The organism is Stenotrophomonas sp. LARHCG68 (assembly GCF_052871705.1).
On sequence record NZ_JBIXJV010000001.1, the window covers coordinates 639,221 to 654,074 of the forward strand.

The window sequence follows — 14,854 nt, forward strand, 5'->3', positions numbered from 1 at the left end:
ATGACTTTTACCAAAGCCCTGAGCCTGCGTCCCATCCGGCGCCATGCACTGGTCCGCGTCTGCGCCCTGGGAGTGGCGTTGGCTGCGGTGTGCGGCTCTTCATTCGCGGCCACGCCGCCGGTGGCAGCAGGTGGCACGGCCACCGGCATGCAGCAGGCGACGTCCGCGGTTTCCGTGACCAAGATCGATTTCAAGCGGGGCGATGACGGCGCGGGCCGGCTGATCCTGCAGTTCGACGGACAGGGGGCCAGCCCGGACCTGCGTAACCAGGGCGGCAACGTGGTGGTGGACGTCGGCAATGCGGTACTGCCGGCCGAGCTACAGCGTCCGCTCAACGTCACCGACTTCGCGACACCGGTCCAGCGCATCGATGCCAAGCCCTCCGGGCATGGCTCGCAGTTGGTGCTGAGCACGAACGGTCCGTATGAATCGCTGGCCTACCAGACCGGCAACGAGTACGTGGTCGAGATCACGCCGCGCAAGGAGGATGTCGCCACCGGTGCGGTGACTTCCAGGACCGTGGCGCAGGCGGCGGCGACCGTGGCGGCACGCGGCTACAGCGGCCGTCCGGTGACCTTCAACTTCCAGGACGTGCCGGTGCGCACGGTCCTGCAGCTGATCGCCGAGGAGTCCAACCTCAACGTGGTCGCCTCGGACACCGTGCAGGGCAATGTGACCCTGCGGTTGGTCAACGTGCCGTGGGACCAGGCGCTGGACATCGTCCTGCGCGCCAAGGGCCTGGACAAGCGTCGTGATGGCGGCGTGGTCTGGGTGGCGCCGCAGCCGGAGCTGGCCAAGTTCGAGCAGGACAAGGAAGACGCGCGTATCGCAATCGAGAATCGGGAAAACCTGATCACCGATTACGTACAGATCAACTACCACAGCGCCGAGGCCATCTTCAAAGCCTTGACCGAGGCCAAGGGGATCGGTGGATCGAACGGCGGTGAGGGCGGTTCGGGTGGCGGATCGCAGGAGAATGGCTTCCTGTCGCCGCGTGGTCGCCTGGTGGCCGATGAGCGCACCAACACCCTGATGATCAGCGACATCCCGAAGAAGGTCGCGCAGATGCGTGAGCTGATCGCCGTGATTGACCGTCCGGTGGATCAGGTCCTGATCGAAGGCCGCATCGTCATTGCTTCGGATACGTTTGCACGTGACCTGGGTGCGAAGTTCGGTATCGGCGGCAAGCACAGCTATAACAACGGTGACAACACCGCCACCATCGGCAGCTCGGCCAGCGGCAACGGCAATGCCGGTCGCGGGCTGAACGTGAACCTCCCGGCAGGTACGTTCACCTCCGCCAATGGTGCGGGTCCGAGCCTGGCCTACACCTTGCTGGGTGCCAACTTCAACCTCGATCTGGAACTGTCTGCACTGCAGGAGGAAGGGCGTGGCGAGATCATTTCCAACCCGCGCATCGTCACCGCCAACCAACGTGAAGGCGTGATCAAGCAGGGTAAGGAAATTGGCTATGTCACCATCAGTGGTGGCACTGGTGGTAGTGCTGCCACGGCCAACGTGCAGTTCAAGGAAGTGCTGCTGGAACTGAAGGTGACCCCGACCATCACCAACGACAACCGCGTATTCCTCAACATGAACGTCAAGAAGGACGAAGTTGACGAATACATGGAGGTCACCAACTTCGGCAATGTGCCGATCATCAACCGCCGCGAGATCAACACGGCAGTGCTGGTGGATGATGGTCAGACCGTCGTGATTGGTGGTGTGTACGAGTTCACCGACCGTAGCAGCGTGAGCAAGGTGCCGTTCCTGGGCGATATCCCGTTCCTGGGCAACCTGTTCAAGAAGCGCGGCAGCAGCAAGGCCAAGGCTGAATTGCTGGTGTTCGTGACGCCGAAGATCCTGCGCGTGGCCAAGGCCGCGAACTGATCTTCACCGCACTTGGGAAAGGGGCCGCGCAAGCGGCCCTTTTTCGTTGTTGGCCATTGTTGGAACCATTTCACGCCGGATCAGTCAAACTGCGCCTATGAACCTGCCTCCCGAATTGCCCAACGAGACCACCGCAGCGGTCGTGACCAGCGCCCTGCACGAGGAATTCACCGCGCTGCGCGATGCACTGGCCGCCGAGATCGTCGGCCAGTCACTGCTGATCGACCGCCTGTTGATCGCGCTGCTGGCCGACGGCCACCTGTTGGTGGAGGGCGCGCCGGGCCTGGCCAAGACCACCGCGATCCGGGCCTTGGCCTCGCGCGTGGATGCCAGCTTCGCGCGTATCCAGTTCACCCCGGACCTGCTGCCGGCCGACCTGACCGGTACCGATATCTGGCGCGCCCAGGAAGGGCGTTTCGAATTCCAGGCCGGGCCGATCTTCCATCCCATCCTGCTGGCCGACGAGATCAACCGCGCGCCGGCCAAGGTGCAGTCGGCGCTGCTGGAGGCCATGGGCGAGCGGCAGGTGACCGTGGGTCGCAACACCTATGCGCTGCCGCAGGTGTTCCTGGTCATGGCGACCCAGAATCCAATCGAGCAGGAAGGTACGTTCCCGCTGCCGGAGGCGCAGCTGGACCGTTTCCTGATGCATGTGCGCATCGGGTACCCCGATGCCAGCGCCGAGACCGAGATCCTGCGCCTGGCGCGGGAGCGCGCCCTGCAGGCGATGCAGCCCAAGGCCGCACCTGCGCGCAAGCTGTCGCTGGAGAAGATCGAGCAGGCACGCCGTGCGGTGTTGGAATTGCACATGGCGCCGCAGCTGGAACGCTACCTGGTGGCGCTGGTGCTGGCCTCGCGCGATGCCAGTGCGTATGACGCGGCGTTGGCGCGGCGCATCGCTTGGGGTGCCAGCCCGCGCGGTTCCATTGCCCTGGAGCGTTGCGCCCGGGCCCGGGCGTGGCTGGCTGGCCGCGACTTCGTCACTCCGGACGATATCCGCGCGGTTGCCCCGGACGTGCTGCGCCACCGTGTGCTGCCCAGCTACGAGGCTGCTGCCGAAGGCTGGGATGGCGAGCGCCTGGTCGCCGCGCTGCTCGACAGCGTGCCGTTGCCCTGAGCCATGGCCGCAGGTGATGGACAGGATCGATGCGCCCATGGTCCGGGCATCCTGAGCGGGGGCGGGCGATGAGCGCTCCGGCGAGGGAATCCACACGGGAGCCGGCGATTGGCGCCGGCCTGCGCCCGACGCTGCCGGAGCTGATCGCCCTGCGCCAGGCCGGCGTGCAGGGGCGGCAGGCGCGGCGCGGTCGCTATGCGGTCAGCGGCCGCGCGGCATCGAGCATGCGCGGGCGTGGCATGGAGTACGCCGAGTCGCGCGAGTACGTGGCCGGAGACGATGCCCGTCATATCGACTGGAAACTGACCGCGCGCACCGATGCCACCCATACCAAGACGTTCCAGACCGAGCGCGAACGGGTGACGTTGGTGATCGCCGATACGTCGGCGGCCTTGTATTTCGGTACCCGCGTGCGCTTCAAGTCGGTGCAGGCGGCGCGTGCCGGCGCTGTCGCGGCGTGGTCGGCCATGCGCGACGGTGACCGGCTTGCAGCGTTGCGTGGTGCCCGGCAGCAACCCCTGGTTCCGCCCGCCGGTGGCACGCGCGGTGTGTTGCGCGTGCTGGATGCGCTGGTGCGCTGGTACGCCGAGCCGCCCGCCGACGACGCGGGGCTGCAATTGGCGTTGGAGCGCGCCGCGCGCGTCCTGCACCCGGGGGCACGGGCCGTCGTCCTGGCTGACCCGGCCAGCGCCCTGGCGGTACCGGCAGCGGTATGGTCGGCGCTGTCGATGCATGTGGAGGTCCAGTTGATCCTGTTGGTGGACCGACTGGAAACCGATCCGCCCCATTGCCTGTTGCCAGTCGCCACGCCGGCGGGACGGATGCGTTTCGACCTGGCTGCCGAAGGCGTGCGCCAGTCATGGCATGGGGCGTTGGTCGGGCCGATGGAGACATTGCTGCGGCAGCTGCCGGGGCGACGCGTGCGGGTAACGCCGCTGGCGTCGGACCAGGCCAGCGACGCATGGCTGGGTGCCAGCGCACAGGGAGCGTACTGATGGCCGCGAAACTGCCGTTGCGGGACGTGCATCTTCCCGCCGCGCCGTCCTGGTGGCCACTTCCGCCGGGCTGGTGGATGGTCATTGGTGTGGTTCTGGTCGTGACCGTGGTCGTGGCCGGGCTGTTGTGGCTGCGCCGTCGCCGCCGCCGGCGCTGGCTGGCCCTGTTCGATGGACAGGTCGCCGCCGCGCTGGAGGGGCCGGTACGTCTGGCGGCGATATCGGACCTGTTGCGCCGCGCCGCGCGCCGCGCGGATACCCGCGCCGCACAGTTGCAGGGCGAAGCCTGGCTGAGGTTCCTGGATGGCCGTCAGGGGCGGGAGTTCAGTGACGGCGAGGGCCGCCTCCTGCTGGAGGGGGCATACCGCCCGCAGGTGGACGTACAGGGCGTGGAGCAGGTACGTGCCCTTGCCCGCGCGCGTTTCCTGGAACTGATGGAAGGGAAACGCTGATGCAGCAGTGGCTCGATCTGGTCGCCGGATGGTTGCCGCCGTTCGCATGGCCCTGGCTTTGGCTGTTGCTGCCCTTGCCGGTGCTGATGCGCTGGTGGCCGCTGCGCGACAGCCAGGCTCCTGCGCTGCGGGTGCCGTATGACCCGGCCCGGTTGCAGTTGCAGGCGTCCTCGTCCAGTGCCGGAGCGTGGTTTGCCGGCGTGCTGTTGTGGCTGGCATGGCTGTGCCTGTGTGCGGCTGCCGCGCGTCCGCAGCAGTTGGGTGAGCCGGTCGAGCCGCCGCGCGAGGGGCGGCAGATGATGCTGGCGGTGGACCTGTCCGGCAGCATGAGCGAAGCGGACATGCAACTGGGTGGACGCGTGGTTGATCGCCTGACCGCCGCGAAGGCGGTGCTGGCCGACTTCCTGGACCGCCGCGAAGGTGACCGGATCGGCCTGGTGGTGTTCGGCCAGCAGGCCTATGCGTTGACGCCGCTGACGGCCGATCGCGCCACCGTGCGCGAGCAGCTGCGTGACAGCGTGGTCGGCCTGGCCGGTCGTGAGACGGCGTTGGGCGATGCGATCGGGCTGGCGGTCAAGCGCCTGCGCGAACAGCCCGAAGGACAGCGGGTGTTGATCGTGCTGACCGATGGCGTCAACACCGCCGGCGTGCTCGAGCCGTTGAAGGCTGCCGAGCTGGCCAAGGCCGAAGGGGTCCGCGTCTACACGGTGGCGTTTGGTGGTACCGGCGGGATGTCGTTGTTCGGCGTGCAACTGGCTGGCGGCGACGACCAGGTCGATGAAGCCACCTTGACCCAGGTGGCGAGCGAAACCGGCGGCCGTTTCTTCCGCGCACGCGATACCGATGAACTGGCTGGCATCTATGCCGAACTGGACCGGTTGGAGCCGATCAAGAGCGTGGGCCCCGCGGTGCGCCCGCGCATCGAACGTTATCCGTGGCCGTTGGCCTGTGCGCTGGTGCTGGGCGTGTTGGGCCTGGCCTGGCGGGGGCTGCGCGCATGAACCTGCTCGACGCACTGCACTTCGTCCGCCCGGATTGGTTGTGGGCCCTGTTGTTGCTGCCACTGGCGATGCTGGCGCGATGGTACCGCCGCCGTCGCCACGCGCGTTGGCATGACGCCGTGGATCCGCACCTGTTGCCGCATGTGACCACCGGCGGCAAGGCGCGGGGTGGCGGCTGGGGAACGCTGGCATTGCTGCTTGGGCTGTTGCTGGCAGTGCTGGCACTGGCAGGCCCGAGCTGGCGCCAGGTGGAACAGCCGCTGTGGGAATCGAAGACACCGCTGGTGATCCTGCTGGACCTGTCCAGCAGCATCCGCACGCCCGACCTGCCGCCCTCGCGCCTGTTGCAGGCGCGGGCCAAGCTGGCCACCCTGCTGCGTGAGCGCAAGGGAGGCGAGGTGGCGCTGGTGGCGTATGCATGGGAGCCGTTCACGGTGGCGCCGTTGACCGATGACGCTGCCAATGTCGCCCTGTTCCTGGACGCATTGACGCCGGAAGTGATGCCGGTGGATGGACAGAAGCTGGACAAGGCATTGGCCTGGGCCGGCACGTTGCTGAAGCAGTCCGGGGCCCGCCAGGGCGACGTGCTGGTGCTCACCGATCATGCCGACGGCGCTGCGCTGGCCGCGGCAGCACCGCTGCGGGCGGCGGGGTACCGGGTGTCGGTACTGGGCCTGGGCAGCCTGCAGGGCGCGTCCTACCGTGACGTGCGCGGCGAGATCGAACACGCGCACCTGGAAGAGACCTCGCTGCGTGCGTTGGCCGCCGCCGGTGGCGGCAGCTACCGGCGCATCGCGCCCACGGATGCGGACCTGCAGGCGTTGGATGTGTTGGAACCGCAGGTGGGCAAGGCCGAACGCGGGCAGGTGCCGCAGGGAACCTCCTGGCAGGACGAAGGCTACTGGTTGTTGCTGCCGCTGCTGTTGCTGGGGGTACTGGCATTCCGGCGTCCGCGCCAGGGAGCTTCGGCGGTCGTGCTGTGCCTGCTGCTGCCGACGCTGCAGCCGGCGCATGCAGCCACGCCGGTACGCGCGGCCGTCGAGCCGGGCACCCTGTGGCAGCGTGCCGACCAGCGCCAGCACCAGCGCTTGAACGATGGCGTGGATGCCTATCGCGCGGGTGATTTCGGTACGGCGCAGAAGCGCTTCGAAGGCATCGACACCGACCAGGGGTGGTACAACCTGGGCAATGCACTGGCCCGACAGGGCAAGTACGACGATGCAATCAAGGCCTATGACCGCGCCCTGCAGTTGCATCCGGGGATGCCGGATGCGGTGGCCAACCGCCAGGCGGTGGATGCAGCGCGCAAACGGCGTGGCCAGCAGGGTCAACAAGGCCAGCAGGGCAAGCCGAATCAACAGAACCGGCAAGGGCAGCAGCAATCCGGACAACAGCAGTCAGGACAACAACAGTCAGGACAACAACAGTCGGGGCAGCAGCAATCCGGGCAACAGCAGCAGGGCAACCCCGGGCAGCAATCGCAGCAGAATGGCAATGACCCTCGCTCACAACAGCAAGGGCAGGGGCGGCAATCACCGTCCGATCAACAACAGCCGCAGGATGGCTCCCGGCAGGGACAGCAGGGAAGGGACGGCCAGCAACGGCGGGACCAGGGCGGCAGCGGCCAGGCGCAACCGCAGCCGCCGCTGGATGCGGAGAACGGCGGCGCGCAGCAGCAGGCCGATGCGGCGCAGCGCGAGCGCATGGCCCAGGCGATGCGCCAGCAGGCCGACGCTGTGCGTGAAGGTGAGCGTGCCGCCGCGGCGGCGCGCGCGGCGATGACGCCGGAGCAGCGCGAGCGCCAGCAGGCGCTGGACGCCTGGATGCAGCGCGTGCCGGATGAGCCTGGCAATCTGTTGAAGGCGAAATTCCAGCTCGAGTACGAGCGACGGATGCGGGAACAGCGATGAAGACGAAGATCGGGCGCCTCTGCTGCAGGGGTTGGATGGCACTGTGGCTGCTGCTCACGTGCATGGGCATGGCACAGGCACAGACCCGCGCCTGGCTGGACCGCGAAAGCATCAGCCTGGGGGAAACGGTCATCCTCAACATCGAGACCGACCAGTCCGGACAGCCGGACTACGGCCCGTTGCGGGCCGAGTTCGACCTGAGCCGGCAGAACACCAACCGCCAGATGCAGATGAGCAACGGAACGGTCAGCAGCAGTGCGTTGTTCTCGGTCGCGTTGTCGCCACGCCGCAATGGCGAGCTGCAGATCCCGGCGCTGCGGGTGGGCAATGCGCAGACCGCGCCATTGCGGCTAGTGGTCGCGCAGGCACCGCTGGCCACCCGTGACAGCAACGCGCTGGCCTTCGTCGAGACCACCGTGGACGACACCCAGCCCTACGTGCAGCAGACAGTGGGCGTGGTGGTGCGGCTGTACTTCGCCACGCAGCTGGCGTCCGGCGAGCTGGTACTCGACACCCCGGCCGGTGCCTCGTTGCAACGCGTGGGCGAGGATGCCACCTCCACCCGCGATATCGGCGGACGTCGCTACAACGTGGTCGAACGCCGCTTCATGCTGGTGCCCGAGCGCAGCGGGGCGTTGCAGGTGCCCGGCGCGCGCTTCAGCGGGCAGGGCGTGGGTGGGTTCTTCGATGATTTCCTCGGCCGCGACAGTGGCCAGCTCAGCGCACGTGCCCCGGACCAGACCCTGCAGGTCCGGGCGGTCCCGGCCAATGCATCGCAACCGTGGTTGCCGCTGAAGAGCCTGCAGCTGCGTTACACCACGGCACCCAACAGCGCTCGTACCGGTGAAGCGGCCAACATCGTGGTCGAGGCCACTGCTACCGGCGTGACCAAGGCGCAGTTCCCGGACCTGCCGGTGCCATCGCTGGGCGATGCCGCGCAGGTGTTCGCCGAGCCGCCGCAGTACGACGAGAGCTTCGTCGGCGGCAGCCCGCAGTTGAAGTTGACCCGCCGTTACTCGGTGGTGCCACAGCAGACCGGCCCGTTGACGGTGCCGGGCATCAGGCTGGGGTGGTGGGACGTGCGGGCCGGCCAGGCGCAGGTGACCGCGTTGCCGGACCTGCAGTTGCAGGTCGAGCAGGGCAGCGGTGGCGTGCAGCCCCCGCCGGTGGCGCAGGCGGCGGTCGGTTCGCCGGCGCTGAAGGGCACGGACCTGGCACTGGCGGCGGCCGGTCAGCGTGACTGGTTGTGGCCGGCGCTGGCGGCGGGTTTCGCGCTGCTGTGGCTGGTGACGCTGATCTGGGGGCTGTCGCGCCGTCGCGACGCACCGGTGCGGGAGCGGCGCCCGGGCGTGTCCGGAACGACCGGCACTGCCGCGCCCGCCTACAGCCAGGCCGACCTGCGGCGTGCGTTGGATGCCGGTGGCCTGGACGAAGTGGTGCAGATCCTCGCGGCGATGGCCGGTGTGCGGGACCTGGATGCGGTGCTGGTCCGCCTTGGCGACGCCGGGCAACGCCAGGCGCTGGAGCGGATGCAACGGGCGCGCTGGGCAGGCGAGGGCGATGTCAGCCAAGCCAGGGCACAGCTGCGCGAGGCCTTCCGTGCGGGACCGCGTTGGCGCGATGCCGGCAAAGTGGCGGAAAAACCGCTCCTGGACCCTCTCTATCCGGGACAAAGCTGAAAAGGCGCCGTGGAGGCGTCTGCTAAGCTGCTTCACTGACCAAGGGGAATCCGCGTATGACCAACCCAACAACTGCCGGCAAGCTGCCGTTCCACTGGAAAATCGGGATTGGCTTCGGTGTTGGCCTGTTGTTGGGCCTGATCGTGCACCTGGTATCGCCGGGTGCGGAATGGGTGCATTGGGTGACCTCGTACCTCACCACGCCGGTGTCGGGCCTGTTCCTGAGCCTGATTTTCATGCTGATCGTGCCGCTGATCTTCTCGGCGCTGGTGATGGGCGTGTCCGAGATGGGCGACATCCGCTCGCTCGGCCGCATCGGCTGGAAGTCGCTGGCTTACACCATCGTGCTGTCGGGCCTGGCAGTGCTGATCGGCCTGGTGCTGGTCAACCTGCTCAAGCCTGGCGCCGGTGTCGATCCGAGCGTCGCCGCGCAGCTGCTGGCCGAGAACGCCGAGCGCAGCAAGGAGATCGTGGCCGGTGTCGGCTCCCAGCCCAAGGGCATGGAAATGCTGCTGTCGATCGTGCCGAACAACGTGCTGGAGGCCGCCTCCGACAACGGCAAGATCCTGTCGCTGATGTTCTTCGCGCTGATGCTGGGCGTGGGCATGGTGCTGTCGCCGGCGGAGAAGGTGGCAACGCTGCGCAAGGCGATCGAGGGCCTGTTCGAAATCTCGATGACCCTGATCAACCTGGTCATCCGCCTGGCCCCGTACGCGGTGGCCTGCTTCATGTTCAATCTGGCGGCCATCTTCGGCTTCGGCCTGCTGGTCAAGCTCGGGGCCTATGTGGGCGTGGTAGTGCTGGCGTTGGCCGTGCACATGTTCATCAGCTATGGCGTTGCGGTGAAGCTGGCCGGCCGTTCACCGATGGCGTTCTTCCGTGAAACCCAGGAAGCGACGCTGATGGCGTTCTCCACGGCCTCGTCCAATGCAACCCTGCCGACCGCGATGCGCGTGGCCGACCAGATGGGCCTGCCGCACAAGGTCTCGCGCTTCGTGCTGACCGTCGGAGCCACCGCCAACCAGAACGGCACGGCGCTGTTCGAGGGCGTGACGGTGATCTTCCTGGCGCAGTTCTTCGGCGTGGACCTGAGCATCGGCCAGCAGTTCATGGTGATGGTGGTCTGCATCCTGGGCGGCATCGGCACCGCCGGTGTGCCGTCCGGTTCGCTGCCGGTGGTGGCGCTGATCTGTGCCATGGTCGGGGTCAACCCGGTCGGCATCGGCCTGATCCTGGGCGTGAACCACTTCCTGGACATGTGCCGCACCGCGCTCAACGTGACCGGCGACCTGGCCCTGACCACCCTGGTGGCGCGTGGCGAGAGCCAGGACGGGACCGAGCCGGCGCCGCCGCCGCAAGGCTGAGCGGGCACCCATGGCATCCAGATGACGGCCATCCTGAACAGGGTGGCCGTCTTGCCATGGGCAGGTGCTTTGCGATGCGTGAAGGCAGGGAATGCGGCCTGATCCGGGCGGTGGCTTGTGGGACAATAGGCCGCCCGCAGTTCCGCGGGAGCCTCCCGATTCCGACGAACCATGACGCAGCCCACCCGCCGCCAGTTGGCGAATGCCATTCGTTTCCTCGCCGCCGATGCAGTCGAAGCCGCCAAGTCCGGTCACCCCGGCATGCCGATGGGCATGGCCGATATCGCCGAAGTGCTTTGGAACGACTATCTCCGCCACAACCCGAACAACCCGAAGTGGTTCAACCGTGACCGCTTCGTGCTGTCCAACGGCCACGGCTCGATGCTGCAGTACGCGCTGCTGCACCTGAGCGGCTACGACCTGCCGATCGAGCAGCTCAAGGCCTTCCGCCAGCTGGGCAGCAGGACCGCCGGCCACCCGGAGCGTCACGAAACCCCGGGCGTGGAAACCACCACCGGTCCGCTGGGCCAGGGTTTCGCCAATGCCGTGGGCTTCGCGCTGGCTGAGAAGCTGCTGGCGCAGCGCTACAACCGCCCGGAATTCGAAGTCGTCGACCACCGCACCTGGGTGTTCATGGGCGATGGCTGTCTGATGGAAGGCATCTCGCACGAAGCCGCTTCGCTGGCCGGCACCTGGGGCCTGGGCAAGCTGGTCTGCTTCTGGGACGACAACAACATCTCCATCGACGGTGAAGTCGAAGGCTGGTTCACCGACAACACCCCGGAACGTTTCGAGGCCTACGGCTGGAACGTGGTGCGCGACGTGGACGGCCACGATCCGGAAAGCATCAAGGCCGGTATCGATGCGGCGCTGTCGCAGTTCGACAAGCCGACCCTGATCTGCTGCAAGACCACCATTGGCTTCGGCTCGCCGAACAAGGCCGGCCAGGAATCCAGCCACGGCGCACCGCTGGGCAAGGACGAACTGGAAGCCACCCGCAAGGCACTGGACTGGCCGTATGGCCCGTTCGAAATCCCGGAAGCCATCTACGCCGGCTGGCGTGCAGGCGGTACCGGCACGCTGCGCCAGGCCGAGTGGGAGCAGCTGTTCGACAAGTACGCTGCGCAGTTCCCGGAACAGGCCGAAGAGCTGACCCGCCGTTCGCACGGTGAGCTGCCGGACGACTTCATCGCCAAGGCCGATGCCTACATCGCCCAGGTGCAGGCTGAAGCGCCGAACATTGCCTCGCGCAAGGCCTCGCAGAATGCGATCCAGGCCTTCGCGCCGCTGCTGCCGGAAATCATCGGTGGCTCGGCCGACCTGGCCGGTTCCAACCTGACCCTGTGGAAGGGCGCACACACCGTGGTCGGCGAAGACCCGCAGGCGAACTACGTGCACTATGGCGTGCGTGAGTTCGGCATGAGCGCCATCGCCAACGGTCTGGCTCTGCACGGTGGCTTCCTGCCGTTCGACGCCACCTTCCTGGTGTTCAGCGACTACGCGCGCAACGCGCTGCGCATGAGCGCGCTGATCCCGGCGCACGTCATCCACGTGTTCACCCATGACTCCATCGGCCTGGGCGAGGATGGCCCGACCCACCAGCCGGTCGAGCACGTGTCCTCGCTGCGTTACATCCCCAACAACGATGTGTGGCGCCCGTGCGATGCCGCCGAATCGGCGGTCAGCTGGAAGGCGGCCATCGTGCGCAAGGACGGCCCGAGCTGCCTGATCTTCAGCCGCCAGAACCTGGCCCCGCAGCAGCGCAGTGCCGAGCAGGTCCAGCAGATCGAGCGGGGTGGCTACGTGCTCGCCGATGCCGCCGATACCCCGGACGTGATCCTGATCGGCACCGGTTCGGAAGTGGGCCTGGCCATGGCCGCCAAGGCCGAGCTGGAAGCGGCCGGCCTCAAGGCCCGCGTGGTGTCGATGCCGTCGACCAACGTGTTCGACCGCCAGGACGCGGCCTACCGTGAATCGGTACTGCCGAACGCGGTGCGCGCACGTGTGGCGGTGGAAGCCGGTGTCACCGGTTTCTGGCGCCAGTACGTGGGCCTGGACGGTGCGGTGGTTGGCCTGGATACCTTCGGTGCCTCGGCCCCGGCGGACAAGCTGTACCAGCACTTCGGCATCACCGTCGACGCGGTGGTGGCCGCCGCCAAGGCGCAGGTCGCGAACTGAGCGACGCTGTAGCTGAGGTGGAGCAAAGGCCGGGGAAACCCGGCCTTTGCGTATCTGCAGCCCTGCAGCGCCACGCGCAGGGATGGCCGCGTACTTCCAAGCCTTCCTCCTTTGCGTCGTCGTTGCTTCCGCTGCCCCTGCAGGGGGAGTCGAAGCGCCCCATGAATCCTTCCGGGTAGTGAGTGGGGTTCGGGGCCGCAGCAGGTGCAGGATCAAAGGCGGATAAATGGCAAGCGCGATGCGACGCGGTGGTGATGTGCTGCCTGCCGGACCGATGCAATACGCGGACGTGGGGCCTGCCAGACGCCTCCAGGCCGCCTCGATCGCCTGGACGACCGAGTGGCAGGGTGCGGCGACGGCAGGGGCCTGTCATGCTTGGCTTGGGCGATGACACGGACAACAACGCATGGATGACAAACGGAAGGAACTGGTGGGACGCACCAACATCGACCAACTGTTGGGACCCACCGCGCGCGAAATCGATCTGAACCAGCCGGTCCAGGCGCGTCAGGACGTGGCTGACGTGCAGATACGTTCGACCACAGATCCGCTGCAGATCCATTTCGCCACTACCGACGTCATCGGCAAGTTGCAGGAGCCGGCCGCCAGCAGCCGCATGCGCGCGTTCGCCCTGGTGTTCATCGGTGGGCCGATGATCGTGTTTGGCCTGATGCAGATCGGCATGGCATGGAGCAGCGATGTCAGCTTGCTGCGGCGCCTGCTTGTCAGCGTGCTGGGTGGCGCGATGGCTGCGTTCTGGCCGTTCCTGATCTATCGCGGCAGGCGCCGCGGCAAGGGGTGAACCCTCCGGTGACGGGCGTGCTGGTGAGTTGGTGACCCCGTAGCTTCAATGCCGTTCAGCGCTCGCGCAGGCTTTCGCTGGCGTGCCGCTTGAACGGGCTGAGGAAGTAGTCGATCACCCGTTGCCGGTCGGTACGCACTTCGGCCCGGATGGACATGCCCGGTGCCAGCGGTACGTTCTCCTGGCCTACCCGCACATGGCTTTCGTGCAGGGCGATGCGCAGGCTGTACAGCGGTCCCTGCCGGGCGTCGTCGATGGCATCGCGCGAGACGTTGAGCACGGTGCCGTGCAGGATGCCGTAGCGGGTGAAGTTGAAGGTCTCCACCTTCACTGACACTGCTTGGCCGGCACGCACGAAGCCGACATCACGGTTATGCAGGCGCGCCTCGACTTCCAGCGGCTGGTTGCTGGGGACGATGACCATCAGGGGTTGTGCCGCGGTCACCACGCCGCCGGCGGTATGCACGGACAGTTGCTGCACGGTGCCGTCCACGGGGGCGGTCAGGCGGGTCAGCATGTCGCGCCGTTCGGCCTTGATCAGTTCCTGCTGCAAGGTGGTGGTGCGGCGCTCGTTCTGGTTCAGCAGGTCGTGCACGCTGCGGCGGTACCGGGAGAGCGTGCTGCGGTGGCGTTCAAGCGCCTCCTGGTGCGAGGCGTTGAGCTCGACGATATGGCTGCGGCGCTCGGCCAGCTGGCGCTCCTGCTCCAGTTGCTCCTGTTGCTTGCTCAGGTAGTGGTGCTTGGAGACCAGGCCTTCACCGGCAAGCTTGGCGTAGTCGGCGGTGATGCGCTGGGTCATGGGCAGCATCTGCGCCAATGCATTGGCCGATACCTGCGCGGCGCGGATCTCCGCGCTGCGGCGGGTGATCACCGCTTCACTCTGGGCCAGCTCGCTGCGCAGTTCGTGGTACTGACTCTGCAGCCAGGCATTGGCCGCCGAGCGTTGTTCCGGGGTTGCCTGCGGGAGCAGCGAGGTGATATCGGCCGGTGGGTGCTGCTGGTCGATGGCTTCGAGCAGGATGCGTGCGCGTGCGGCGTCCAATTGCGCGTCATCGCGGTCATTGCTGAGCCGATCCTTGTCAGCCGTGGTCTGGCTGGCGTCGAGCTCGATCAGTACGTCACCGGCCTGCACCGTCTGGCCGTCGTGGGCATGAATGGCTTTCACCACCGCTACTTCATGCGACTGGATGAGCTTGCTTTGGTCGCTGGAGACGATGCGGCCCTCGGCGATGGCCACCACGTCCAGGCGTGCGAACATCGACCAGGCCAGGGCACTCAATGCGAAGGCCATGATCAGCCACTGGATGCAGCGCGGGGCGGGGTGGATCGGCGTCTCCTGCAGGGCCTGGACGGCAGGAAGGAAAGCCAGGTCCGCCCGCTGGTTGCGCGCGTGGCGACGAGCCAGGAAGTGCTGCAGCAGAACATGCAGCCGGTGACGAAGGACGGTATACGGCTTCATGCTGCGT

General features: G+C 67.2%; 11 protein-coding genes. 10 read left to right on the plus strand and 1 reads right to left on the minus strand.

The features are described from left to right. From ACIPR8_RS02775 to ACIPR8_RS02820, 10 genes are all read left to right on the plus strand, one after another. Window positions 1-1,890 carry a type IV pilus secretin PilQ gene (locus ACIPR8_RS02775; RefSeq protein WP_323439172.1) on the plus strand — a complete coding sequence of 630 codons (1,890 nt, stop codon included), beginning with the start codon at window positions 1-3 and terminating at the stop codon, window positions 1,888-1,890. A 97-nt stretch (window positions 1,891-1,987) separates the two neighbouring features. After that, window positions 1,988-3,007: an AAA family ATPase gene (locus ACIPR8_RS02780; RefSeq protein WP_192287512.1), complete on the plus strand. Its 1,020-nt coding sequence runs from the start codon at window positions 1,988-1,990 to the stop codon at window positions 3,005-3,007. A gap of 68 nt (window positions 3,008-3,075) precedes the next feature. After that, window positions 3,076-4,002 (plus strand): DUF58 domain-containing protein, encoded by a 927-nt coding sequence (locus ACIPR8_RS02785; protein WP_446540084.1) that lies wholly within the window; start codon window positions 3,076-3,078, stop codon window positions 4,000-4,002. Beyond that, complete coding sequence (locus tag ACIPR8_RS02790) at window positions 3,999-4,454, plus strand: DUF4381 domain-containing protein (protein ID WP_446540620.1); 456 nt, start codon at window positions 3,999-4,001, stop codon at window positions 4,452-4,454. The genes ACIPR8_RS02785 and ACIPR8_RS02790 overlap by 4 nt, the downstream gene beginning before the upstream one ends. Continuing rightward, entirely contained in the window at window positions 4,454-5,455 is a 1,002-nt protein-coding gene (locus ACIPR8_RS02795; RefSeq protein ID WP_132865449.1) for a vWA domain-containing protein, read from the plus strand. Before ACIPR8_RS02790 ends, ACIPR8_RS02795 begins: the two co-directional genes overlap by 1 nt. Further along, window positions 5,452-7,365 carry a VWA domain-containing protein gene (locus ACIPR8_RS02800; protein ID WP_446540085.1) on the plus strand — a complete coding sequence of 638 codons (1,914 nt, stop codon included), beginning with the start codon at window positions 5,452-5,454 and terminating at the stop codon, window positions 7,363-7,365. The genes ACIPR8_RS02795 and ACIPR8_RS02800 overlap by 4 nt, the downstream gene beginning before the upstream one ends. Window positions 7,366-7,400: 35 nt before the next feature. Continuing rightward, window positions 7,401-9,044 carry a BatD family protein gene (locus ACIPR8_RS02805; protein ID WP_446540086.1) on the plus strand — a complete coding sequence of 548 codons (1,644 nt, stop codon included), beginning with the start codon at window positions 7,401-7,403 and terminating at the stop codon, window positions 9,042-9,044. Window positions 9,045-9,100: 56 nt separating this feature from the next. After that, window positions 9,101-10,408, plus strand: coding sequence for a dicarboxylate/amino acid:cation symporter (locus tag ACIPR8_RS02810; protein WP_446540087.1), 1,308 nt, complete (start codon window positions 9,101-9,103; stop codon window positions 10,406-10,408). Window positions 10,409-10,579: 171 nt separating this feature from the next. Next, window positions 10,580-12,586 (plus strand): transketolase, encoded by a 2,007-nt coding sequence (tkt, locus tag ACIPR8_RS02815; RefSeq protein ID WP_446540088.1) that lies wholly within the window; start codon window positions 10,580-10,582, stop codon window positions 12,584-12,586. Between the two features lie 406 nt (window positions 12,587-12,992). Further along, window positions 12,993-13,388: a hypothetical protein gene (locus tag ACIPR8_RS02820; protein ID WP_446540089.1), complete on the plus strand. Its 396-nt coding sequence runs from the start codon at window positions 12,993-12,995 to the stop codon at window positions 13,386-13,388. Window positions 13,389-13,443: 55 nt separating this feature from the next. On the opposite strand, the gene ACIPR8_RS02825 is transcribed toward ACIPR8_RS02820, so the two are convergent. Further along, on the minus strand, window positions 13,444-14,847 hold the full coding sequence (locus tag ACIPR8_RS02825) for an HlyD family type I secretion periplasmic adaptor subunit (RefSeq protein ID WP_446540090.1): 1,404 nt from the start codon (window positions 14,845-14,847) through the stop codon (window positions 13,444-13,446). Between the last annotated feature and the right edge of the window lie 7 nt (window positions 14,848-14,854).